The sequence below is a fragment of the Micromonospora sp. PRAS1 genome, assembly GCF_059553435.1.
Genome location: NZ_JCANNB010000001.1, coordinates 88655 through 108823, shown reverse-complemented (window position 1 = coordinate 108823; position 20169 = coordinate 88655). Strand labels below are relative to the sequence as shown.

Here is a 20169-nt window from a genome sequence, read left to right as displayed (position 1 = left end):
CCGTGGGCACACCGTTGCCTCTGGGTACTTTGGGTCCTATGTTGGCGACAGGGCATCTCGTCGGCAACCTGGTGCCCGCCGGGCCGGGAGTGTCCCCCGTTCGCCCTCGGCCCGGCTCCCATCCCTCCCAGCACCGAGGAAGCGTCAATGGATGAGCGATCCATCTCTGTCAACAGTGTTTCGTACGCTCAGTCGCCGATTCCTGACGGCGACCGCTACCCGGTCCCGATGCCTTCGGCGGGGTGTGGTGGTCGCCGGGCCTGGGTCATTGTGACCGTGATCGCCGTGGTGGCGCTGCTCGTCGGGGTGGTCTTAGCGATCGGTGTGCTCGGATGACGTGGTCGGACGAGCGGGTCGATCGGGCGGTGCTCGCCTTCTTGGCCTATCGGAGCGTCGTCGCCCACGCCGCCAACCGTCGTTGCTGCCTCGACTGCCCCGGCGAGGGCTGTCGCCAGTACGCGTGGGCGCTGGAGACCCTCATCGTGCACGGGCGGAGGGATCAGGACGACCAGCTGGCGGACAGGTGATGACGGACTCCGTCGAGCAGGTGCGGGCCCAACTTGTCCTTTCCGCGCGGGTAATCATGACCGACCACTGGCCACCGTCCGGCGGACGGCGTGACTGGTGCCCGATCTGCAACTGCCACTGGAAGTGCCGGGCGATGCTCACCGCGTACGCCTATCTGCGGCTGGTCGGCGCGCACCACTGGTGCCCGCCGCGCATCGGCTAGCTCGGTTCGAAGGCGGCGCGCAGGATGTCGCGGTGGGTCCGTACGTAGCGGATGTCCGCGTCGTACAGATCGGCGTGCCCTTCCGCGATGTGCCGCTGGAACGCCTCGTTGCCCTGGTCGGCCTGATCGTGCATGAAGTCGACGAGCGCCTGCAAGCGGTCCGGGACGACGTCGATGACCTCGGCACCCACCTCCGGCCCGTACGCGCGGCAGAAGTCGGCGACGCGACGGCCCTGCTGCTGCGGTGTGCCGAAGCTTTCCGGGTTGTCCGGTCCCTGCAACGGTGCGAACCGGTAGACGGCATAGGCGACGTCCCAGCTGCGTGGTCCCGGGTGGGCCGCGTCGAAGTCGATGAAGCCGACCGCCCGGCCGTCCTTGACCACGCAGTTGTACTGGGCGGCGTCGCCGTGGCACATGACTTCGGCCGGCTGCCGGGCCGGCACGAGCCAGGGGTCGTCGGGGCGCGGCCGGAACGTGACGCTCGCGTCGTGCAGCTTCCGTAGCAGGGTGGCGGCGGAGGTGAGGAGATCGTGCGTACGCAGGTCCGGGGTGAGCGCGTCGGGCACCTCACCGTCGAGGAAGGTGACCATCTCGTTGCCCTCGCTGTCGAAGCCGCGTGGCTCGGGAGCGCCATGGAACCCGTGGTCGTGCAGGTGTCGCAGGAGTCGATGGATCGCTGGCGTGGCCGGTGACACCGGCCGGTGGACGATGTCACCGTGCCGGTGCACGACGTTCATCCCGCCCCGGAATTCCATGTCGTGCCCTCCTCAGGACCAGGGTCGGTACGCGGTTTGCTCGAATGGGGGCGGTTCGCGGGGTATGAAGGGTGCGCAGAGAAGCACATCCACCGGAAGGACCTGTGTCGATGTCCCTGGAACGACCGATCGCCCCGGACCCGTACGAGATGCTGCCGACCGTTGCCTCGTTCACCGTGACCAGCGATGACGTGCGCAACGGCGAGCCGATGGACGCGGCGTACGCGCACCCCAGCACCGGGGGCGACAACGTCTCGCCGCAGCTTGCCTGGTCGGGGTTTCCGGCAGAGACCAAGAGCTTCGTGGTGACCTGCTTCGACCCGGACGCGCCGACCGGGAGTGGATTCTGGCACTGGGTGCTGGTCAACCTGCCGGCCGACGTGACGGAGTTGCCGCGCGGCGCCTCCGGCGATGACCTGCACGGGGCGTTCACGGTGCGCAACGACTACGGCGAGCAGGGTTACGGCGGTGCCGCGCCGCCGCCGGGGGACCGGCCGCACCGGTACGTCTTCGCGGTGCACGCCCTCGACGTGGAGCGCCTCGACGTGACGCCCGACGCCACCCCGGCTTACGTCGGCTTCAACCTTGCCTTCCACACCCTGGCCCGAGCCACCACCCGTCCCACCTACCAGATCGCCGGCTGACCCAGCCCAGCCAGCCCTAGTTGACCAAGAGGTTTGCGTCGGCGATCCGGCGGACTCTGACGCAAATCTCTTGATCAACGCCGAAGAAAGGGGAGGGGGGTCAGGAGGGGGTGCGGGCCACGGCGAAGACGGACTGGCCGAAGGGCGGGCGGACGACCTGCTCGGCGGCCTTGGTGGCGGGGAGGACGAGGGTGTCGTAGACCTTCACCATCGGGCCCTCCTTCGGCATCAGCCGGAACACCTTGGTGGCCATGAAGTAGCCGATCAGGCCGAGCGCGTTCGCGTAGTGAATCTTCTCGACGCGCAGACCGGCCTCGGTCATCGCCGCCGACAGGGTCTTCTTGGTGTAGCGGCGGACGTGGCCGGTGGCGACGTCCGCCGGGCTCATCGCGAACTCGAACGCCGGCACGATGATGATCACCGCGCCGCCGGGCCGGACCAGCTGGCGCATGCTGCTCAGCGCGCCGACGTGGTCCTCGATGTGCTCCAGCACGTTGTACGAGACGGCAGCGCTGTAGTCACCCTGCTCCGAGTGCGGCAGCAGCATCTGGCGTACCTCGATGCTCGGCCGGTCGGCGAGCCGCTCCTTCAGCGAGACCAGGCGGTCCGGGTCGGCCTCGGTGGCGGTGAACCGGGGCAGGTGGTCGGACCACTCCAGCGCGTAGTCGCCGAGACCACTGCCGATCTCGATCGGATTGTCGCCGAGGTAGGGCAGTGCCAGCTCGACGAACCAGCGCCGGTGGTTGACCGCTGTGGCGAGGCCCTCCAGGACCTCGGACTGCACGCGCTGATCCCCAGTGATTTCTGCCATGCGTCGATTCCTCACGATACGACTCGACCCGCGCCGGGACCGACTGAGTGAACCATCCGCTCGGACGGCGGGTATATCGGGGCCCGCGGTGGCCGAATTGGTCGGGGTTATGGGCACGATCGGTGGTGGTCAGCGAACCCGGAAGATACTACGCGAGGGGCCCGAACCCTGCACGGTGACGGCATTGGGCCAACTACGCTCTGAATTGTTATGACTACTCCTGATTCGGGGCGATCCGCCGAGAAGCCCACGGGGCCGGGGGAGGCTGGGAGGCTCGGGAAGCCTGGTTCCGGGTGGCGGTGGGACCTGGCTGCCGTGTTGAGTTTCGCGGCGCTCGGCTTCTGGATCACGGCCAGGATGTGGCGAAATCCCGGTGATGGCATTCGGGACAATCCGACCGATATGGCGCAGTTCGAATGGATGATGGCGCACGGTGCCCGGGTGGTGACGGAACTTGCCTACCCGTTCTCGTCCGATCGGATGAATGCCCCAGAATCGGTAAATCTCATGGCAAACACCTCGGTGTTGTCTGTTTCACTGCCGATGACCCCGATAACCCTGCTTTTCGGTACGCGTACCGCCTTTCTGCTCTTCCTCACCCTCGGGATGATCGCCACGGCGACCGCCTGGTACTTCGTGCTCTCCCGGGTGCTCATCGGCGCTCGTGGGCCGGCCTGGCTGGGCGCGACGTTCTGCGCGTACGCGCCGGCCATGGTGTCGCACGCCAACGCGCACCCGAACATCGTGTCGCAGTACGTGGTTCCACTGATCATCTGGCGTACCGTGCGGCTGGCCGAACCCGGTCGCTGGCTGCGCAACGGCGCGCTGCTCGCGCTGATGATCGTCTGGCAGGCGTTCCTGAACCTGGAGATCCTGCTGATGACCGCGATCGGTCTCGGCGTGGTGATCGTCGCGCTGATGCTCGGTCGGCCCGAGCTGCGTGGTCGGGTCCGTCCAATCCTGGCCGGGCTGGGCGTGGCCGCGGTGATCTCCGGAGTGCTCCTGGCGTACCCGCTCTACGTGCAGTTCTTCGGTCCGGGCGCCTATCGCGGGCTGCCCTGGCTGATCCGGGGCTACTCCACCGACCTCGCCTCGTTCTTCGCGTACTCCCGGGAGTCGCTGGCCGGCGACGCCCGCGGCGCGGCCGGTCTGGCCAAGAACCCCACCGAGGAGAACGCCTTCTTCGGTTGGCCGCTGGTGATCCTGGTGGCGGCGCTGGTCTGGTGGCTGCGCCGCAACGTGGTGGTGCTCGGCCTGGCGGTGCTCGGGCTGGTCTTCGCGCTGCTCTCCCTCGGCCGGGAGATCCGCTTCGAGCGGAAGGGGACCGGGGTGCCGGGGCCGTGGGCGGTGCTGGAGGAGCTGCCCGTGCTGCACTCGGTGGTGCCGACCCGCTGGTCACTGGCCATCACCCCGATCATCGGGCTGCTGCTCGCGTACGGCACGGCGCGGGTCCGGGAACTGGCCGCCCGTTATCCGGACCGGCGCTCACAGATCCGCTTCGGCACGGTGACCGTACTGGCCATGGCGCTGGTGCCGCTGCTGCCCACCCCGCTGCCGACCAGGCGCCTCGATCCGACCCCCGAATTCGTCACCTCGGGCGCCTGGCGGCCGTACCTGGCCGGCGGGCGCAGCGTGGTGACCCTGCCGCTGCCCGACACCGAGTACACCGACCCGCTGCGCTGGTCCGCGCAGACCCGGCTGGCGATGCCGATCGCGCGGGGTTACTTCCTCGGCCCGGACACCCGGCCCGGCAAGGACCGGGTGGCCCTGTTCACCGCGCCACCGCGCCCGACGAGCAGCTTCTTCGCCAGCATCCGGCGTACCGGCGAGGTGCCGGCGGTCGCCGCGCAGACCCGCCGCAACGCGGTCGAGGACCTGCGCTACTGGCGGGCCGGCGTGGTGATCCTCGGGCGGCACGAGCGCGCGGACGCGCTGCGCGCGGGCATGACCGAGTTGACCGGGATCGAGCCGACCTACACCGGCGGCGTGTGGCTCTGGGACGTTCGCCCCCTGACCGACTGAGCCGATCAGGGGGTACGGATGCAGCAGCCCTGGCAGACCTTCGGCTTGGGCAGGGTGAAGGCCAGGCAGCAGGTGCGCCGCTGCACGGTGGGTTTGCCGTTCGGGCCGGGCACCAGCTCCACCAGGTCGGCCAGGTCGAGCGTGTCGAGCAGCGTGTCGACCCCCTCGACCGCCGAGCCGGGCAGCCCGTCGGCGGCGTGCAGCAGGCCGTACGCGATGCCCGAGGCAACCGAGCCGAGCAGCGTACGGGTGCCGATGCGGACCTCGCCCTGGATCGCGGTGACCATCGGGGCGAGGTGGGCGTCCAGCAGCGTGCGGCGCAGCACGGTGAGCAACTCCCGCTCGTCGGCCACCACCTGCACTCCGGGTGCCCCGGTGACCGCCAGCGGGTCGGTGGGCAGCACCGCGACCGGGATCGACCGGCGCAGGCCCAGGGTCACCAGCGTGCGCCGATCCGCGAAGTGGATGAGCGTGGCGGTGGGGTCGAGCAGTGGCACCCGCCGGGCGGCGGCCCAGCCGAGCACCACCGGCAGGGCGGCCCAGTAGCTGTAGGCCTTCCAGGCGAGTGCCGCGGAGGCGTGCGGGGTGCCGCCCCAGAGGCGGACGGCCGACTCGAGCAGCTGGGGTAGCCGGCTGCCGTCGGTCAGGGTGGTTGCCGGAGCCCAGCCGGCCTCGTCTGCGACGACCAGCCCGGGCGCGAGACCGGGTAGGACGTCGGTGCCGAACATGGCCCGCAGGGTCGCGGTGATCGGAGCGAGCGGGGTGGCCGGGGTGTTCACGGGCAGCACGGCTGTCACCTGCTCCACCTCCGTCCGGCACGCCAGCTGTTGACTAAGGCTAGCCTAACCACACTTTCGAGCGGCGGGGAACCCTCGACGTGGTGGCAAAGGGAGAGGTTCGGATCACTCGCACGCGACTGCCGCCCGGCCGGGGTTACTCAGCGTGCATATCCGGAAACTGGGCGCAGTATCGGCAGAAATCGCTCATGGGTCAAGCGTCTTGTCGAGAAGGTGCCAGTACCTGTGCGTGTCCGCCGACCAAACGTGAAACTTGTACTCCCGGCCACGAGGAAGCTGATGACGACCTCACCGCTCGATCGGGCTGCCGACTCCTTCGCCGCCGAACTCGCTCGGCATCGAATGGAGCGGGGGCTGTCCAAGAAACAGCTGGCAACGCTCATGGGCTTCGACCCTTCCTACGTCAGCCACGTGGAAGGGCGGCGGCACCGGCCCACCGAGGACTTCGCCCGCCGGGCCGAGGCCGTGCTGGAGGCCAGCGGCGCGATCTGGCAGCGCTTCCGAGAGTACGACCACCTGCGCCACGCCCGCACCGAGCGCAGCCAGCGGGAGCCCGGCCCACCCGACCGCTGGCTGCCGCCCGGCACCGGCCTCATCGTCGAACGCGAGACGGCCAACCTGATCCACACCGAACACGGCTACCGCTGCGTCATCCGCCGCGAGCTGTACAACGCCGGCACCGAGCCGGTCACCCGCTACCTGGTCCGGGTCGCCGTCGACCGCTACCCGAACGATCCGGGCCGCTCCAACCGGCACCACCGGGAACGCCCACTCACCTTCGCCGAGCTGCACCTGCACGCGTACCGGGAGGAAGCCGGCGAGCAGGAGATCATGCACTGGCGGGCCAAGCATGACCGGGACGCGTTCAAGGAGATCTGGCTGCTCTTCGAGAACGCCGAACGGCGGTTCCCGCTCTACCCCGGCCGGCGCGCCACCATCGAGTACACGTACCTGGTCGGGCGGGACAAGTGGGGTCCGTGGTTCCAGCGGGCCGTCCGCGTACCCACCCGCCATCTCGCCATCCGGCTGGACCTGCCGGCGGAGCTGGACCCGCAGGTCTGGGGTGCGGAAACTTCGCTCTCGGCTGAGGAGGGACCGCTGCGTACGGCGATCGCCCGGCGCGACGAGGGAGAGCGGGCGATCTTCGAGTGGGCGACCGACGAACCGCCGCTGAACGCGCGGTACCGGTTGCAGTGGCGCTTCCGCGCCCAACCGGACATCGAGCCGGAGGGTGACCGGGTGAAACCGTCCGAGCGGATGCGCGCCTTCGGCATCGTCCAGCGTGGCGCGGACCTGCTTCGGCAGCCGGCCCGTCCGTTCGACCTGCCCGGGGAGGAAGCAACCGCCCGGGAGACCGTCGAACGCCTGTTCACGGCGCTGGCCCGGCTCGACGAGTTGCATCCGTTCGCGAAAGGGGTGGGGATCGCCGCCCCGCAGCTGGGCGTCGATCGCGCGGCTGCGGTGGTCCGCCCACCCGACCGCACCGCCGAGCCCGTGGTGCTGCTCAACCCCCGGGTGGTCGACGCCTCCGTGGACACCGACGAACAGTACGAGGGCTGTCTCTCCTTCTTCGACCATCGTGGACTGGTGCCCCGACCGTTACGACTGGACGTGGAGCACGCGCAGCTCGACGGCAGCCGGTTGATCACCTCGTTCGAGTTCGGCATGGCCCGGTTGGTGGCACACGAGGTCGACCACCTGGACGGCCGGCTCTACGTGGACCGGATGGCACCGGGGGTGCCGCTGGTGCCGATCGAGGAGTACCGCGAGACCGGCCACCCCTGGCGGTACTAGCTAACCCAGTGGCACGACCATGCCCGCCCGGTGGGAACGACGGCGGGCGGACATGGTCGTGCGGGGCGGTGCGGGTCCGCCCGATCGGGGGACCGGGGCGCGTGCCCCAGGGGGCAGGGGCACGCGCCCCGGTGCGGGGGGAGGAAAGCTTTACAGGTTGCCGAAGGTGTCGTACCGGATGCGTTGCGGGGGAACGTCGTCGGCGGCGAGTACCCGCAAAGTGGCCCGGACCATCGAAGCCGAACCGGAGACGTAGCAGTCGTGCGCCGTCCAGGGGCCGTAGCGGGAGACCACCTCCGGGATGTCACCCTGTTCGCCGTCGAAGTCCGGGTCGTCGCCGCAGGCGGCGGTGATCGACAGCCACGGATGGGCTGCCACCAACTCACGCAACCCGTCGAGCCCGTAGAGGTCCGCCTCGGTCCGGGCGCCGTAGAAGACGTGCACCCAGCGAGCCAGGTTGAAGCTCGCCAACTCCTCCACCAGCGCCTTGATCGGGGCAAGGCCCACTCCGCCGGCGACGCAGAGGATGTCCCGCTCCGACGACCGGTCCAGGGTCATCGAGCCCATCGGCGCGGCCACCCGCAGCAGCTCGCCCGGTTTCAGCCGACGAACCAGGGCGCCGGAGAGCCAGCCGGCCCCCTCGGGCGTACGGACGTGGAACTCCAGCACGTTGTCGTCGTTCGGCGCGTTGGCCACCGAGTACGTCCGCCACACCCGGGGGTGGTAGCGCGGCGCCTCGACGCTTACGTACTGCCCCGCCTTCCAGGAGAGCGGATACTGCAACGCCCGGCAGGTGAAGACGGCGGTGTCCGAACCGTACCGCTTGTGGGTCAACACCTCGGCGTGCCAGAACGGTGGGTTGGTGTCCGCCGCGGCCCCGGCCAGCATCTTCTCCACGATCGCCGCGTACGCGTCCCGCCACGCCTGGTCGTACGCCAGGTTCCAGCCGTTGCCGGCGGTGCTGCGCAACGCGTCGAGCAGCGCCTCGCCCATGGTGTCGTAGTGGGCCGGGTCGACGTGGTACTTGCGGTGGTCCCGGCCGAGCGCCCGGAGGAACTCGTCGAAGCCCTCCGGGTCGTCCACCGTGTGGATCGCCGCGATGATCGCCTCCAGCAGCCGGTCGCCCTGGCCGGTCATCTGCACCGGGAAGAGCCTGCGCAGCTCCGGGTCGAGGAGGAAGGCCCGCGCGTAGAAGTGCTCGGTCAGCCGGATCCGATCCTGCTCGACCAGGGTCCAGCTCTCCTTCAGCAGCCGCGCGAAGGTGTCCACGGGGGCTCCTTAACTCTGCTGGGCGGATCGGGCCCCCACAGAATGTCCACGGAGCGTGTCGGTGGGTCGCACAGAATGTGCGATCGGCTCGCGACGGCCGCTCGCGGCCCTGGCTGTCACCGGCGCGTCCGGTCGGGCAGAGTGGTCCGGTGACCATTGAGCTCACCCGGCCGGTGTCCCGTCGGATGCTCGGCACCGAGACGTTGCTGGTGCTCGGCCTCTCGCTCGGGCAGTCCGCCGTCTACGCCACCGTGTCGATCATCGCGAAGCTCACCGCCGAGGGTGGGCTGTCGAAGCAGACCGCCGCCCTGAACACCTCCGCGTCGACCCGGCCCTACCTCGACCTGACGTACCAGCTGCTCGGCATCGTGTTCGCGTTGCTGCCGGTGCTGCTCGCCGTACATCTGCTGGCGCGGGACCCCGGAGACCCGGTGCGCACTCTCGGCCTGGACGGTCGGCGGCCCGGGATCGACCTCGCCCAGGGTGCCGGGCTGGCGGCGCTGATCGGGCTGCCCGGCCTGGTGCTGTTCTGGGCGGCGGCCCAGCTCGGCCTCAACGCCACATTGGTGCCGGCCGCGCTCCCCGACCTCTGGTGGACGGTGCCGGTGTTGATCCTCGCCGCCTTCCAGAACTCGATCCTGGAGGAGGTGATCGTGGTCGGCTACCTGATGACCCGGCTGCGTCAGCTCCAGTGGCGGGTCGCCGCGATCATCGCGACCAGCGCCCTGCTACGCGCCTCCTACCACCTCTACCAGGGCTTCGGCGCGTTCGTCGGCAACGCCGTGATGGGCGTGGTGTTCAGCCTCTTCTACCTGCGTACCCGCCGGGTCATGCCGCTGATCGTGGCGCACGCCCTGCTCGACATCTTCGCCTTCATCGGTTACACCATGCTGCCGAAGTCCTGGTTCACCTGGCTCTGACCCTGCGCGGTCAGCTCGGCTGGCCCCTGGCGACGCTGGCCCTGTCGGCGGCAGCTCAGCTTGCCTTGTCGGCGGTCAGTTCGGCGGGCCCTGTCGGCGGTCAGTTCGGCGGGCCCTGTCGGCGGTCAGTTCGGCGGGCCCTGTCGGCGGGGCGGGCGGTAGCTGGCGACGGCACGGGCCGCCAGGCGCTGTGCGGCGGCCGAGTCGCCAGCCGCCGCGGCGAGCACCGCCGCACCGGGGAGCAGCCGGGACACCAGCCGCAGGGCCAGCCAGCCACCAGCCTGCGCGGTAAGCGGGGCGGCCAGCCGCCAGGCCGCCTCCACCGCGCGCGGCCCCGGCGCCTCACCCGGCCCGTCGGCCTCCCGCGCCGCCGCCAGCGCCGTCCGTGCGCTCGTCAGATCTGGGTGTACCTGGGTCAGGACCAGCAGCTCCGCCGCCCGCTCGGGATGCGCCGGATCGCGGTCGTACGCCGCCGCCAGGTGCAGCACCAGGTTCGCCTGCGACCAGAGCACCGCGACCAACTCGACCGCCGGAGCGAAGGCACCAGCGAGGGCCGCGCTCGCCCCACCGACCGCGGCCTGCCGGACGAAGCGCTGGGTCGCCAGCCGGGCCAGCCCGTCGCCGTCCGCCTGCGGGTAGGTCGCCCGCAGCCGTCCGGCCCACGCGCCGGCCTGCGGGCCGAGCGCCTCGACCGCGGCCAGCGCCAGCAACTCCGGGGCAAAACCCGGATGATCGAGTACGCGCGCCACGAGCGCCCGCAGCTCGCGTTCCTCCGTACCCGCCGAGATCTCGTCCGGCCGGGCCCCGCCGGTGATCGAGTCCGGGCCGCTCTCCCGTACCGGGGCGGCCTGTTTGGTGGCCTTGCGGGGCCGCGTGACCTTGGCCGGTGCCGCAACCGCCTTCTTCGCGACCGCCTTCCTGGCCGGTGCCTGCCGAGGACTGGTCACTTGCGGTTCGGCACCAGTCTGTCCGGCTTCGGTAGCTGCTGGCTCGGCCTTCTTCGGAGCTGCCTTCCTGGTGGCGGCCTTCCTCGGCCTCGGGGCGACGCCCTCTTCCGGGGCGGTGGGTCCCTGCACCGCGACGGCAGCCGGCCGGCGGCTCCGGGCACCCGGCGCCGGTTCCGCGCGCTCACCGACACCGACGAGGTGCTCGCCCTCGACGTTCCGGCGCTCCTCCGCATCCGCTGGCGCCACGGCGAATGGCGCCGCTGGTGTCACCGGCGGCGCGGCCGATCCTGGGCGGGACGGTGGCTGCTCCGGAGCGGGCGGCGGTTGGAAGAAGACGCTCGGGGCGGCCTTCGTCCGCCGAGGCCGTGGTGAGTCGGAGCTGCCCGGCGGGTCCTGGGCCGGCGGTGGCGGCGCGGGCGGCGGGGTGAAGGTCGCCTTCGGGGAGCGCCGGCGTGCTCGCTCGGCAGATTCTGGCTTGGTCTGCTCGCTGGGCGGCTGCTCCTGCATGTCGATGGAGCGTAGTCCTGATCACGGCGACGCACAGCGGTGGAAAGCGGCCGATCCGACCCGGGACGCCTGGTTCCGGTAGTCGCTTTGCCCCCGGCCGGGCGTGGCCTGTATTCTCGGGCGCGGTGGTCTGCAGGCCACCAGGGAGACTTCGCCTAGTCTGGTCTATGGCGCCGCACTGCTAATGCGGTTGGGGTCTTAAAGCCCCTCCCGGGTTCGAATCCCGGAGTCTCCGCGCTACACCGTTCAACACCAGGATTTCAGGCCGCGTCCGCTGGGACGCGGCCATCTTGTTGTTTCGGCCTCGTTGTGTTCGGCCTTGTTGTGTCGGCCCGCCCCGGATGCCGGTCAGAGTCGCCGGGCGACGCTGAAGCCCGTGCCCGACGCTCCGGTACAGGTCTGGAGAACGAGGTCGGCACCGCTCATCCACGAGGGGATCGGTCCGCCCTTGCGCGGCTGCCACCGGTGGCCGACCACTCGGTAGCGTCCGGCACAGGGGCCGGCTGTGACCTTGACGATCGTGCCCTTCTCCAGGTCGTCGAGCCAGTCCCAGCCGGCGTAGTCGTGCCCGGCGAGGAGGCAGGTGGGCGACGTCATCCAGGTCACCAACCTCCTGCTGTCGATGGTCGCCTGAGAGCCGAGCGCGGTGACCGGGGTGAGCCGGACGATCTCCGGCTTCACGACCGGTGGCTTCTCGGGTTTCCCGGTGGGTGGCTTCTCGGGTTTCCGGGTGGAGCCGGTCGGGGTTGGCGCGGGTTTCGCGGTCGAGCGGGACGGCTCAGGCGCTGACGCGCTCGACGGCGTGGCCACCGGGTACCGCGGCGGTGCCACATGCGCCTGCCAACCCGGCGGCTCTGGTGTGGGAGTGGGGAACGGCTGGGTCGCGGGCGGTAGGTCGTTCTCGGCCCAGCCAGCGCTGGGCGGCAGCAGTGGGCGCGACGTCGCGGCGGCGGAGGCGGAGAGAGCAAGGGTGACGATGCCCAGCGCCCCGCCTATCCGAATGGACCTCTTCATGATGATTCGACTCCTCTGAGAAGCAGAGGCTGTTAGCGTGGTTTGCCCGATTGTCGCGGTGGGGCAGACAATGTCCAAGGCGACCTGCCGCAGCATCGGTGCTCGATCCTCCTGGCTGCCGAGACCCGTGCCCGGCTCGCGACTGCGGTGCCTGGCTGCCGCCCTCGGCCCGCCAGCGGCCAGCACCGCAGAAGGCGGCAGCGGCGGTAACCCGGTTGCGCGATTGAGCTGCCCGTCGGGTAACGTGGTCGCCGAAGGCAGGCGATCTGGGGCGAGTCGACCGGCGGATCCCGAAGTCTGCACGCGAAGGTCAGGTGTGTAAACTGGCCGAGCAACCAGCGCCCGTAGCTCAACGGATAGAGCATCTGACTACGGATCAGAAGGTTAGGGGTTCGAGTCCCTTCGGGCGCGCAAGATCATGAGGGGCCTGGGCTGCGGAGACGCGGTTCGGGCCCTTTCTGCTGTCTGGCCTGCGTGGACGGTGGGTGTCACGTGGGTGCGACCTGGGTGCAGCCCCGGAGACGGCGTTCTCGCGGATTTGTTGGGACGTGACCTGCGGCTTTGCGGCCGGCTTGCGCTTCGCTGGGGCTGGAGCACCTGTTTTCGGTTCCGTCTGCGCCGGGGTAGCCGGGGTACCGGCTTTGGGGCCGCGGTCGAGCCGGTTCTTGCGGGCGCTGGCTTTGATCTTTTTGCGGGTGCGGCGGGCGGCGTTGAGGACCAGTTGGGCGGTGGCGTCGGCGCAGCGGCGTTGGATCTGCGGTAGGACGCTGGTGTAGGTGTCGGCGGTGACCACGATGCTGGAGTGCCCGAGGAGGTCCTGCAGCGTTTGAGGTCGGCGCCGGCTTCGTGGGCGAGGGACGCGGCGCCGTGGCGCAGGTCGTGTAGCCGGACCGGGGGCAGTCCGGCGCGGCGCGGCCGGGGACGCCGGCTACGCCGGGATCGCGCTGCTCGCGCCGGTCGGTTACCTGGCGTCCGCCGCGTTGGCCCGGTTCTCCTTCGCCGGCGACGAGTTGGGCCCCGACCAGGTGCTGCCGCACCCGCCGGGCCTCGCCGGGGAGGCGGCGGCGGTGCGGGGCATGGTCGACGGGGTACGGCATCTGGGGCGGGCGCGCGGTGCCGCGTACGCGATGGAGGCTCAGTCGGGGTTCCGGCTGTTGTTCGGTGCTGGCGCTGGCGATGCTGCTGCTCTACCGCAATCGGTTCGCCGGCGAGGACCTCGACGGCGTACCGGCGCAGTTGGCGCAACTACCGAAACCAGCCACGCCAGCCGTAGCGGACGACGCAGGGACGGAAGGGGGACAAGCCGATGCCCGGCGGCTCGGAGCGGACTCCTGAGCCACCGGGCATCCGCGGTGGTGCTACTTGGTGCCGGTGAGCGCGACCAGGGCGTTGGCGGTGCGGAAGTACGGGTTGCGGCCGAGGTCGCCGACGGTGGTGATGTTGAAGGCGTCCTTGAGCAGCTTGGCGTCGCCGTCGCTGACCCCGGCGAGGGCGGACACCGGGGCGTCGACGATCTCGCTGAGAGTCTTGTCCTGGTATGCCTTGTCGACCAGCTTGGTGAGGTCGGCGGTGACGGGCATGCACACTCCTTCGAAATCCTGGTCGGACATTCCGACCAACTGCGGACGAACCTGCCGAATTAGATCATGGATCGGGTGCGCTAATCCACTGTGGATCGAAGGCGATTCAGGCCTCCTCGTCGCCGCCCTCGTCGTCGCCGAAGGAGTCGAAGACCTCGTCGGCGACCATGCCGCCGGCGAAGCCGAGCGCGGCGCCACCGACCACACCCGCGGCGACGGCGCCCATACCGGGGCCACCGTGCCGCTCGTGGTGCTCCTCCTTGTAATGGCCGCCGGGGTGGCCGTACGCGGCGTGCCCGTGGCCGGGTGCGCCGTAGGCGGGCTGCCCGTAGCCGGGCGGCGGGGGCGGGTAGCCGGGGGTGCCGTAGCCCTGGGCGGGCGGGGCGTAGCCGTGGCCGGCGTGCAAGCTCTGGTAGCCGTCGAGGGCCTGGCGGACCCAGCCGTCAACCTGCGCTGCCCAGTCGACGCGGTCGGCGTCGGCGTGCGCGACGTGGTAGCGGCCGAACGAGTTGTGGCCGCCGGTGAACAGCCCGCCGCGCTTGTCGAATTCGAGGACGACGTTGACGCCGTGCTCGTTCGCGACGAAGGTCAACTCGACCTCGTTGACGGCGTGGGCGTACTGCGGGGCGGCGTAGTACTCGATCTCCTGGTAGAACGGCAGGCTCTGGTGCAGCCCAGAGATGTGCCCGCGCTCCAGGTCGGCGCCCTTGAACGGGAAGCCGAGCCGGCCGAAGGCCTCCAGGATGCGTTCCTGCACCGGCAGCGGGTGCACGTACACCGGGTCGAGGTCGCCCTTGTCGACCGCGCCGCGGATGGCCACCTCGGTCCGCAGGCCCATGGTCATGCCGTGCAGGTGCTGCCCGTACAGGTCGGTCACCGGGGTCTCCCACGGCATCGCCACCTGCAACGGCAGCGACAACTGCTGGCCTTCGCGCAGGTGCAGGCCACCGGCGACATGAACACGGTGGAACTCGACGAGCGCGTCGTGCTCCTCCTCCGCGCCCTCCATCTCCACCCGGGTGACCAGCCCGACGGTGATGTGGTCGATCTCCACATCGTGGCTGCCCCCGGTCAGGTTCACCTGCCCGGCCAACATCAGCCCAGGGCGGGTGCTCGGATTGGACAGGACGGTATCGACGCTCGGGCCGCCCACCCCGAACGCGCCCAGCATCTTCTTGAACACCACGAACCTCTCCCTCGACGGCCACTGGACGCGCGACACCCGGATCCGGTGGAAGTTCCACACGGAACCCTTGCGCCGCAACGAGGTCAACGGCGTCCATAATGGATGCCGTTGCGCCGGGAAACTACCAACGCCACCTGAGAAATAGCTGAGTGCATCCGAAGCGTTACTCTCGGGTGGTGCCGTGTGCGTCTCGGGTCCGGCCCCTGAGGAGTGCGGCCCTCACCGCCAGCGTTCGCTTGCTGGTTCGCTCAACCAGCACGATCGGATCAGGACCAGCAAAACGCGTCACGCACGCCCGATCACTTCGCGTGCGGATCCGGTTCCCCATTTGCTGTATCGCCCTGACCAGCAGATCTTGTGCCGCATCAAGGGCGTGACCAGCCTGTCGCTCGAGGCCAGCGACGAACCAGCGGTCCTGGGCGGCGTGCAGCCGGACTTCCAGACCGGGTTCGCCCAGTCCGACGTCCCAGGGCAGGTGGTGCTCCGGCAGGCCGCCCTCGGCGAGGGCCAGCCGTCCACCGGGGGCGAGCAGGCTGGCGAGGGCGGTGACTGCCGCCTGCTGGTCCGCGACGTGGTGCACCGAGGCCGATGCCCACACCAGGTCGGCGGGAGCGTCGAGCGTCTCTCGTAGGGCGTTCGTCTCGGCGGGGATGTCGGCGCGCAGTGGCTCGACGCGGACGCGTGGGCCAGCTGAGGCGCCAGCTCGGCCCAGTCGACCGGGGTGTCGGTCTCATCCGCCCTGGGGGCCGCGGCGGGCGTACTTCTGGCGGAACTTCTCGACCCGGCCGGCGGTGTCGAGCAGGCGCTGCTTGCCGGTCCAGAAGGGGTGGCTGGCCGAGGAGATCTGGACGTCGATGACGGGGTAGGTGTTGCCGTCGCTCCATTCGATCGTCTGGTCGCTGGTGGCGGTGGAGCGGGTGAGGAAGGCGAAGTCGGCGCCCTTGTCGCGGTAGACGACGGGCCGGTACTCCGGGTGGATGCCGGGCTTCATGCGGGTTGCGCTCCTTCGGTGTCGGTGTCGGTCAGTTCCTCGGTGCCGAGGGGGAAGCAGCCGTTGAACGGGTCGGGGTAGGTACGCCAGATCTCTTCGCCGTCGGCGAGTTCGGCGTCGGTGAGCAGGCAGCCGGCGAGGGTGCGGTGCAGCTCGACGGGGTCGATGTCGAGGCCGATGAAGGCCAGGTGCTGGTGTCGGTCGCCGTAGTAGGGGTCCCAGTCGAGGGCCGCGGCGAGGCGGCGCTGGTCCTCGACGTGGTCCCAGCGGTCCTCCGGCAGGCTGACCAGCCAGTGCCCGAGCGACCCCATGGACAGGCCGCCGCCGGCGAACTCCCAGGCGATGACAGTGTCGGGTTGGCTGGCCAGCCAGAAGTGACCCCGGGAACGGATCATCTCCGCGTTGACGTCCTCCAGGACGTCGTGCAGGCGTTGCGGGTGGAACGGACGGCGGGCGCGGAAGACGGCCGAGACCACACCGCAGTCGGGCTCCGGCTCATGCGCGCCGAGGGTGTAGCCCTGCAGGCCGCGGGCGAGTACCCCGGGTATCTCGGGGCGGTGCCGGTGGGTGTGTCGCAGCTGGCGGGTCAGCGTGCCGGCGTCGACGAGGTCCCCGTCGACGCGGATGTGGGTGGCCCAGGGTGCCATCCGCTGCAGCAGGACCGCCATCCTGCTGGTGTCGAAGGCGCCGTCGCGGGACTGTCCCCAGAGCACCAGGGTGTCGGCGTACTCGATCTGCCGGACCACGACGTCGGCGAGCGCGCGGTGGTCGTTCTCGGCGGCCTGGATGCCCAGGGTGGTGAGGTCGTCGGTGCTGGCGAGGCCGTCGAGCAGGTGTTCGGCGTCGAGGACGGTGACGTAAGAGTCGACCCGGATGAGGTCGGTGATCGGTGCGCCGTCGACGAGGCAGTGGGCGCAGGCGGCGGCGACCGCCTCGGGTTCGACCACTTCGGGCAGCATCAGCATCAGGTCCCGGCCGGGGTGGCTGCGGGTGAGCCGGACGAGGGTGGGCAGCACGTCCTCGCGCAGCGTGCAGGAGACGCAGCCGTGCCGCAGCGTGATCTGCTCGTCCTCGACGATGCCGATGCCGGTGCGGACCACCCGGCGGACGACGCCGTCGCGGATGCCGGCGAGGTCGTGCCGGACCAGCAGCAGCGAGGTGTCGGCGGCGAGCAGGGCGCGGGCGACGGCGAAGGTCGCCGCCGGCCAGAACCCGGACAGCACCGTCAGCGACGGCCGGGTATCGGCGTCGGCGGTCACGGCGCGGGTCGGGGCCTGTGGTGACGACGACATCGTGCTCCTCTCGACTTAGTTGAAAACGATTGTCATTCTAAGCACATGCGAGCCGTTGACGTGAACAGGGATGTGCCGGTGGGTGCGGCAGGGGCGGAGCGGGGCGGTGACGTCCTGACCGTCACGGTTCACCTGAAGCTCGGCCCGGGCGGCGGTGACGGGGACGCCGATCGGCTCGCTGCCCTGCTGGCCTTCCTGGGCGGCGAGCCGGGACCGGTGTCACCGCTGGCGCGAGGGCCGGGCCTTCGCCTGCGTATCGATCCTCGAGCGCGGGCGGTCTACCGCGACCGCGCCGAGATCGTGTTGACCCGTCGGGAGTACGACCTGCTGCTCTGCCTGGCCCAGCATCCACGCCGGGTCTTCACCCGACGGCAACTGCTGGACCAGGTGTGGGGGCAGCCCTACACGGGTCTGCGCAGCGTGGACGTCCACATCCGGCGGTTGCGCGCCAAGATCGGCACCGACGTCCCGGTGGTGACGACGCTGCGCGGTGTCGGCTACCGCCTTGGCGCCGACTGTGACGTCGAGATTGTCGAGGACCCGTCACCGATGTGACCGAACGGTTGATGTAAGACTGAAAACGGTTTTCGTTACTGTCAAGACTCTCATCGAGGAGTGATCGTGTCCCGACGCTGTGACGTCACCGGCGCGGAGCCAAGTTTCGGCAACGCCGTGTCCCACTCCCACCGGCGCACCCGCCGCCGGTGGAACCCGAACCTGCAGAACCACCGCTACTGGCTGCCCTCGGAGCGGCGGTGGGTCAGCCTCACCCTGACCGCGAAGGCGCTCAAGACCGTGGACCGCAAGGGCATCGAGAAGGTCGTCGCCGAACTGCGCAACCGGGGGGTGAAGCTCTGATGGCCCGGCAGACCGACGTCCGTCCGATCGTGCGGCTGCGCAGCACCGCCGGCACCGGCTACACGTACGTCACCCGGAAGAACCGCCGCAACGACCCCGACCGCCTGGTGCTGCGCAAGTACGACCCGATCGTGCGCCGACACGTCGAGTTCAAGGAGGCCCGCTGATGGCGAAGAAGAGCCTGGTCAACCGGCAGGCCCGCCGCGAGGAACTGGTCGCCCGGCACGCCGCGGCGCGGGCGGAGCTGAAGCGGGCGGTCGCCCACCCGGACACCGACCCGGACGCACGCGCTGAGGCGGTCCGCCGGCTCAGCCGGTTGCCGCGCGACTCCAGCCCGGTGCGACTGCGGTCGCGGGACCAGATCGACGGCCGCCCACGCGGCGTGCTGACCCGGTTCGGACTCTCCAGGGTCCGGTTCCGCGAGCTGGCCCTGCGCGGCGAGATGCCCGGGATCCGCAAGGCGTCGTGGTGATGTCACCACACGAGTCACCGCGTGCAGGGCGCGCGGTGTGAAAGGGGAGGTATGAATGCGACGGTGAGGGCTCGCGGTTTCGCGGCCCTGGTCGCCGGGGCGGTGGTGGTCGCCGGCACGGTGCTGGCACCCACGGCCGCGTCGGCGGCGGAGAAGGTTGTGCTGTCCAAGGGGCACGCCGACGCGGTCGACGTGCATTACAGCGATGGAAAGTTGTCGTTGAAGGTCAACGACGACACGGTCAGCCCCGCGGTCAAGCGAGACCCGGCGGACGTGACGTTCCAGGTCCTACCGGAGGCGGCCATCACCGTTCCGGACGATCCCCGCTTCGCCTTCCTCGGGCCGGCGGGCAGTCAGGTCTGGGTGCTGCCGTTGACCCAGGACCCGGATCTGCTCTGGCCGGGCTGGAACACCACGACCCTCGACTCCGGGGTGTTCGAGGGAAACACGGTGCGGCTCAGCCTGGTCGATGTGCAGGGTCCGGGCAACGTCACGCTGTTCACCCAGGACTCCTTCGGCGGTCCCATCATCAAGTTCCGCGGCGACGACGGGCTGCCGGACGCGATCGACGTCCCGGTGAAGACCCACGCGCACTCGAACTGGGCGTTCAGCGCGCAGGGCAGCTACACCCTGAAGTTCCAGGCCGACGCCACGCTGACCAACGGCACCACGGTCAGCACCGGGCCGGTCGACTACTCGTTCGTCGTCGGCGAGCTGCCCGGCAGTGGGCCCGAGGTCAGCCTGTCGGTCAGTGGCATGGCCGACGAGTACCAGCCCAACGACACCGTCACGCTCACTGCGGTGCAGACCCCGCAGACCGAGCTGGATCACTACCACTGGTTCAGCAAGTGCCCCGGCGCGGCCGACTGGACCGTCATCCCCGGGGAGGCGGGCGCCAGCTACTCCTTCACCGCGACCCGGGAGCTGAACGCCTGCGACTACGCAGCCAAGCTCTACAACGACGACCACGGCGTCGTCGCGACCAGCGAACCGGTGACCCTGTGGGTGGCGTTCCCGCCGCAGGACCCGGGCACCTCGCAGACGATCACCGCGTCGATCGACGAGACGCAGGGCTCGCTGGTGATCAGCGTCGACCCGGACGACCGGGCCGTGGTCCTGCCGCCCGCGCAGCTCAACCCCGTCGGCGACCGGTGGGAGAGCAACGGCGAGCTGCGGCCGGTCACGGTGACCGACACCCGCGCCGGTCAGCCCGGCTGGAGCGCCTCAGGCCAGATTCCGGCCGACTTCACGGGTCCGGACGGGGCGACGTTCAGCGCCGGCTACCTCGGCTGGAGCCCTCGGGTGCTGACCCAGGGTTCCGGGCAGGGCGTGGTCGCCGGACCGGAGGTCGCGCCGTACGTCGTCGGTAGCGGCGGTGGCCTCGGCACCAGCGCGGTGCTGGGTTCGGCGCTGGACGGTGCCGGGCGGGGTACCGCCCAGCTGGGCGCGGGACTGCGGCTGAGCCTGCCCACCGAGACGGCCGCGGGGACCTACACCGCGACCCTCACCCTCACCGCGATCTGACCGCCGGAACCCGTCCGGTGGCCCGGCGCTGAGCCGGCCGCCGGAGGGTCGCGGGG

The 20169-nt window shown here is 70.4% G+C and carries 23 protein-coding genes and 2 tRNA genes; 14 read left to right on the top strand and 11 right to left on the bottom strand.

Going from position 1 to position 20169, the window contains the following annotated elements:
- Nucleotides 1-147: 147 nt before the first annotated feature.
- The 3 genes from AC507J_RS00480 to AC507J_RS00470 are packed head-to-tail and all read left to right on the top strand — an operon-like array spanning nucleotide 148 to nucleotide 730.
- Complete coding sequence (locus AC507J_RS00480; RefSeq protein WP_496287017.1) at nucleotides 148-336, top strand: hypothetical protein; 189 nt, start codon at nucleotides 148-150, stop codon at nucleotides 334-336.
- Nucleotides 333-527 carry a hypothetical protein gene (locus AC507J_RS00475; RefSeq protein WP_496287016.1) on the top strand — a complete coding sequence of 65 codons (195 nt, stop codon included), beginning with the start codon at nucleotides 333-335 and terminating at the stop codon, nucleotides 525-527. The genes AC507J_RS00480 and AC507J_RS00475 overlap by 4 nt, the downstream gene beginning before the upstream one ends.
- Nucleotides 527-730, top strand: a complete 204-nt coding sequence (locus tag AC507J_RS00470; protein ID WP_496287015.1) for a hypothetical protein — start codon at nucleotides 527-529, stop codon at nucleotides 728-730. The genes AC507J_RS00475 and AC507J_RS00470 overlap by 1 nt, the downstream gene beginning before the upstream one ends.
- Here the strand turns inward: AC507J_RS00470 and AC507J_RS00465 are convergent.
- Complete coding sequence (locus tag AC507J_RS00465; RefSeq protein ID WP_496287354.1) at nucleotides 727-1467, bottom strand: phosphotransferase; 741 nt, start codon at nucleotides 1465-1467, stop codon at nucleotides 727-729. The two genes, AC507J_RS00470 and AC507J_RS00465, sit on opposite strands and share 4 nt — an antisense overlap.
- 128 nt (nucleotides 1468-1595) lie before the next feature.
- On the opposite strand from AC507J_RS00465, the gene AC507J_RS00460 reads away from it, so the two are divergent.
- Nucleotides 1596-2129 carry a YbhB/YbcL family Raf kinase inhibitor-like protein gene (locus AC507J_RS00460; RefSeq protein WP_496287014.1) on the top strand — a complete coding sequence of 178 codons (534 nt, stop codon included), beginning with the start codon at nucleotides 1596-1598 and terminating at the stop codon, nucleotides 2127-2129.
- A 100-nt stretch (nucleotides 2130-2229) separates the two neighbouring features.
- Here the strand turns inward: AC507J_RS00460 and AC507J_RS00455 are convergent, their stop codons facing one another.
- Nucleotides 2230-2940 (bottom strand): class I SAM-dependent methyltransferase, encoded by a 711-nt coding sequence (locus AC507J_RS00455; RefSeq protein ID WP_496287013.1) that lies wholly within the window; start codon nucleotides 2938-2940, stop codon nucleotides 2230-2232.
- 210 nt (nucleotides 2941-3150) lie between these two features.
- On the opposite strand from AC507J_RS00455, the gene AC507J_RS00450 reads away from it, so the two are divergent.
- Nucleotides 3151-4962 carry a DUF6311 domain-containing protein gene (locus tag AC507J_RS00450; RefSeq protein WP_496287012.1) on the top strand — a complete coding sequence of 604 codons (1812 nt, stop codon included), beginning with the start codon at nucleotides 3151-3153 and terminating at the stop codon, nucleotides 4960-4962.
- A gap of 5 nt (nucleotides 4963-4967) precedes the next feature.
- On the opposite strand, the gene AC507J_RS00445 is transcribed toward AC507J_RS00450, so the two are convergent.
- Nucleotides 4968-5690: a hypothetical protein gene (locus tag AC507J_RS00445; RefSeq protein WP_496287353.1), complete on the bottom strand. Its 723-nt coding sequence runs from the start codon at nucleotides 5688-5690 to the stop codon at nucleotides 4968-4970.
- Between the two features lie 348 nt (nucleotides 5691-6038).
- On the opposite strand from AC507J_RS00445, the gene AC507J_RS00440 reads away from it, so the two are divergent.
- Nucleotides 6039-7553, top strand: a complete 1515-nt coding sequence (locus AC507J_RS00440) for a peptide deformylase (protein ID WP_496287011.1) — start codon at nucleotides 6039-6041, stop codon at nucleotides 7551-7553.
- A 150-nt stretch (nucleotides 7554-7703) separates the two neighbouring features.
- On the opposite strand, the gene AC507J_RS00435 is transcribed toward AC507J_RS00440, so the two are convergent.
- Entirely contained in the window at nucleotides 7704-8822 is a 1119-nt protein-coding gene (locus AC507J_RS00435) for a globin domain-containing protein (RefSeq protein WP_496287010.1), read from the bottom strand.
- A gap of 149 nt (nucleotides 8823-8971) precedes the next feature.
- Between AC507J_RS00435 and AC507J_RS00430 the strand changes: the two genes are divergently transcribed.
- On the top strand, nucleotides 8972-9742 hold the full coding sequence (locus AC507J_RS00430; RefSeq protein ID WP_496287009.1) for a CPBP family intramembrane glutamic endopeptidase: 771 nt from the start codon (nucleotides 8972-8974) through the stop codon (nucleotides 9740-9742).
- Between the two features lie 125 nt (nucleotides 9743-9867).
- Here AC507J_RS00430 and AC507J_RS00425 read toward each other — a convergent pair whose 3' ends face one another.
- Nucleotides 9868-10689 (bottom strand): hypothetical protein, encoded by an 822-nt coding sequence (locus AC507J_RS00425; protein ID WP_496287007.1) that lies wholly within the window; start codon nucleotides 10687-10689, stop codon nucleotides 9868-9870.
- Between the two features lie 651 nt (nucleotides 10690-11340).
- Between AC507J_RS00425 and AC507J_RS00420 the strand changes: the two genes are divergently transcribed.
- Nucleotides 11341-11431: transfer RNA gene (locus tag AC507J_RS00420), tRNA-Ser, on the top strand.
- Between the two features lie 113 nt (nucleotides 11432-11544).
- On the opposite strand, the gene AC507J_RS00415 is transcribed toward AC507J_RS00420, so the two are convergent.
- Nucleotides 11545-12210, bottom strand: a complete 666-nt coding sequence (locus AC507J_RS00415; protein WP_496287006.1) for a hypothetical protein — start codon at nucleotides 12208-12210, stop codon at nucleotides 11545-11547.
- Nucleotides 12211-12548: 338 nt separating this feature from the next.
- On the opposite strand from AC507J_RS00415, the gene AC507J_RS00410 reads away from it, so the two are divergent.
- Nucleotides 12549-12621: transfer RNA gene (locus tag AC507J_RS00410), tRNA-Arg, on the top strand.
- 947 nt (nucleotides 12622-13568) lie between these two features.
- Here the strand turns inward: AC507J_RS00410 and AC507J_RS00405 are convergent.
- The 5 genes from AC507J_RS00405 to AC507J_RS00385 all read right to left on the bottom strand — a co-directional run bounded on the left by AC507J_RS00405 (nucleotide 13569) and on the right by AC507J_RS00385 (nucleotide 17259).
- Nucleotides 13569-13790 carry a hypothetical protein gene (locus AC507J_RS00405; RefSeq protein ID WP_496287005.1) on the bottom strand — a complete coding sequence of 74 codons (222 nt, stop codon included), beginning with the start codon at nucleotides 13788-13790 and terminating at the stop codon, nucleotides 13569-13571.
- 106 nt (nucleotides 13791-13896) lie between these two features.
- Nucleotides 13897-14976, bottom strand: a complete 1080-nt coding sequence (locus tag AC507J_RS00400; RefSeq protein ID WP_496287003.1) for a sporulation protein — start codon at nucleotides 14974-14976, stop codon at nucleotides 13897-13899.
- 163 nt (nucleotides 14977-15139) lie between these two features.
- On the bottom strand, nucleotides 15140-15556 hold the full coding sequence (locus tag AC507J_RS00395) for a hypothetical protein (protein ID WP_496287002.1): 417 nt from the start codon (nucleotides 15554-15556) through the stop codon (nucleotides 15140-15142).
- A 150-nt stretch (nucleotides 15557-15706) separates the two neighbouring features.
- On the bottom strand, nucleotides 15707-15967 hold the full coding sequence (locus AC507J_RS00390) for a type B 50S ribosomal protein L31 (protein ID WP_496287001.1): 261 nt from the start codon (nucleotides 15965-15967) through the stop codon (nucleotides 15707-15709).
- Nucleotides 15964-17259 carry a CobW family GTP-binding protein gene (locus tag AC507J_RS00385; RefSeq protein WP_496287000.1) on the bottom strand — a complete coding sequence of 432 codons (1296 nt, stop codon included), beginning with the start codon at nucleotides 17257-17259 and terminating at the stop codon, nucleotides 15964-15966. The genes AC507J_RS00390 and AC507J_RS00385 overlap by 4 nt, the downstream gene beginning before the upstream one ends.
- Nucleotides 17260-17304: 45 nt before the next feature.
- Between AC507J_RS00385 and AC507J_RS00380 the strand changes: the two genes are divergently transcribed.
- The 5 genes from AC507J_RS00380 to AC507J_RS00360 all read left to right on the top strand — a co-directional run bounded on the left by AC507J_RS00380 (nucleotide 17305) and on the right by AC507J_RS00360 (nucleotide 20113).
- Nucleotides 17305-17814: a winged helix-turn-helix domain-containing protein gene (locus tag AC507J_RS00380; protein WP_496286999.1), complete on the top strand. Its 510-nt coding sequence runs from the start codon at nucleotides 17305-17307 to the stop codon at nucleotides 17812-17814.
- A gap of 66 nt (nucleotides 17815-17880) precedes the next feature.
- A complete protein-coding gene (rpmB, locus tag AC507J_RS00375) occupies nucleotides 17881-18117 on the top strand; it encodes a 50S ribosomal protein L28 (protein ID WP_496286998.1) in 237 nt (78 codons plus the stop codon).
- Nucleotides 18117-18284 carry a 50S ribosomal protein L33 gene (gene rpmG / locus AC507J_RS00370; RefSeq protein WP_091439946.1) on the top strand — a complete coding sequence of 56 codons (168 nt, stop codon included), beginning with the start codon at nucleotides 18117-18119 and terminating at the stop codon, nucleotides 18282-18284. Before rpmB ends, rpmG begins: the two co-directional genes overlap by 1 nt.
- A complete protein-coding gene (gene rpsN / locus AC507J_RS00365) occupies nucleotides 18284-18589 on the top strand; it encodes a 30S ribosomal protein S14 (RefSeq protein ID WP_496286995.1) in 306 nt (101 codons plus the stop codon). The genes rpmG and rpsN overlap by 1 nt, the downstream gene beginning before the upstream one ends.
- Before the next feature lie 51 nt (nucleotides 18590-18640).
- Nucleotides 18641-20113, top strand: a complete 1473-nt coding sequence (locus AC507J_RS00360) for a choice-of-anchor M domain-containing protein (protein WP_496286994.1) — start codon at nucleotides 18641-18643, stop codon at nucleotides 20111-20113.
- Nucleotides 20114-20169: the final 56 nt, after the last annotated feature.

Coding starts and splice junctions, on each gene's coding strand:
- rpmG (WP_091439946.1), top strand. CDS start 18,117: ATGGCCCGGCAGACCGACGTCCGTCCGATCGTGCGGCTGCGCAGCACC.
- AC507J_RS00440 (WP_496287011.1), top strand. CDS start 6,039: ATGACGACCTCACCGCTCGATCGGGCTGCCGACTCCTTCGCCGCCGAA.
- AC507J_RS00450 (WP_496287012.1), top strand. CDS start 3,151: ATGACTACTCCTGATTCGGGGCGATCCGCCGAGAAGCCCACGGGGCCG.
- AC507J_RS00415 (WP_496287006.1), bottom strand. CDS start 12,210: ATGAAGAGGTCCATTCGGATAGGCGGGGCGCTGGGCATCGTCACCCTT.
- AC507J_RS00455 (WP_496287013.1), bottom strand. CDS start 2,940: ATGGCAGAAATCACTGGGGATCAGCGCGTGCAGTCCGAGGTCCTGGAG.
- AC507J_RS00460 (WP_496287014.1), top strand. CDS start 1,596: ATGTCCCTGGAACGACCGATCGCCCCGGACCCGTACGAGATGCTGCCG.
- AC507J_RS00405 (WP_496287005.1), bottom strand. CDS start 13,790: ATGCCCGTCACCGCCGACCTCACCAAGCTGGTCGACAAGGCATACCAG.
- rpsN (WP_496286995.1), top strand. CDS start 18,284: ATGGCGAAGAAGAGCCTGGTCAACCGGCAGGCCCGCCGCGAGGAACTG.
- AC507J_RS00480 (WP_496287017.1), top strand. CDS start 148: ATGGATGAGCGATCCATCTCTGTCAACAGTGTTTCGTACGCTCAGTCG.
- AC507J_RS00465 (WP_496287354.1), bottom strand. CDS start 1,467: ATGAACGTCGTGCACCGGCACGGTGACATCGTCCACCGGCCGGTGTCA.
- AC507J_RS00360 (WP_496286994.1), top strand. CDS start 18,641: ATGAATGCGACGGTGAGGGCTCGCGGTTTCGCGGCCCTGGTCGCCGGG.
- AC507J_RS00475 (WP_496287016.1), top strand. CDS start 333: ATGACGTGGTCGGACGAGCGGGTCGATCGGGCGGTGCTCGCCTTCTTG.
- AC507J_RS00470 (WP_496287015.1), top strand. CDS start 527: ATGACGGACTCCGTCGAGCAGGTGCGGGCCCAACTTGTCCTTTCCGCG.
- AC507J_RS00445 (WP_496287353.1), bottom strand. CDS start 5,690: ATGTTCGGCACCGACGTCCTACCCGGTCTCGCGCCCGGGCTGGTCGTC.
- AC507J_RS00385 (WP_496287000.1), bottom strand. CDS start 17,259: ATGTCGTCGTCACCACAGGCCCCGACCCGCGCCGTGACCGCCGACGCC.
- AC507J_RS00390 (WP_496287001.1), bottom strand. CDS start 15,967: ATGAAGCCCGGCATCCACCCGGAGTACCGGCCCGTCGTCTACCGCGAC.
- AC507J_RS00380 (WP_496286999.1), top strand. CDS start 17,305: ATGCGAGCCGTTGACGTGAACAGGGATGTGCCGGTGGGTGCGGCAGGG.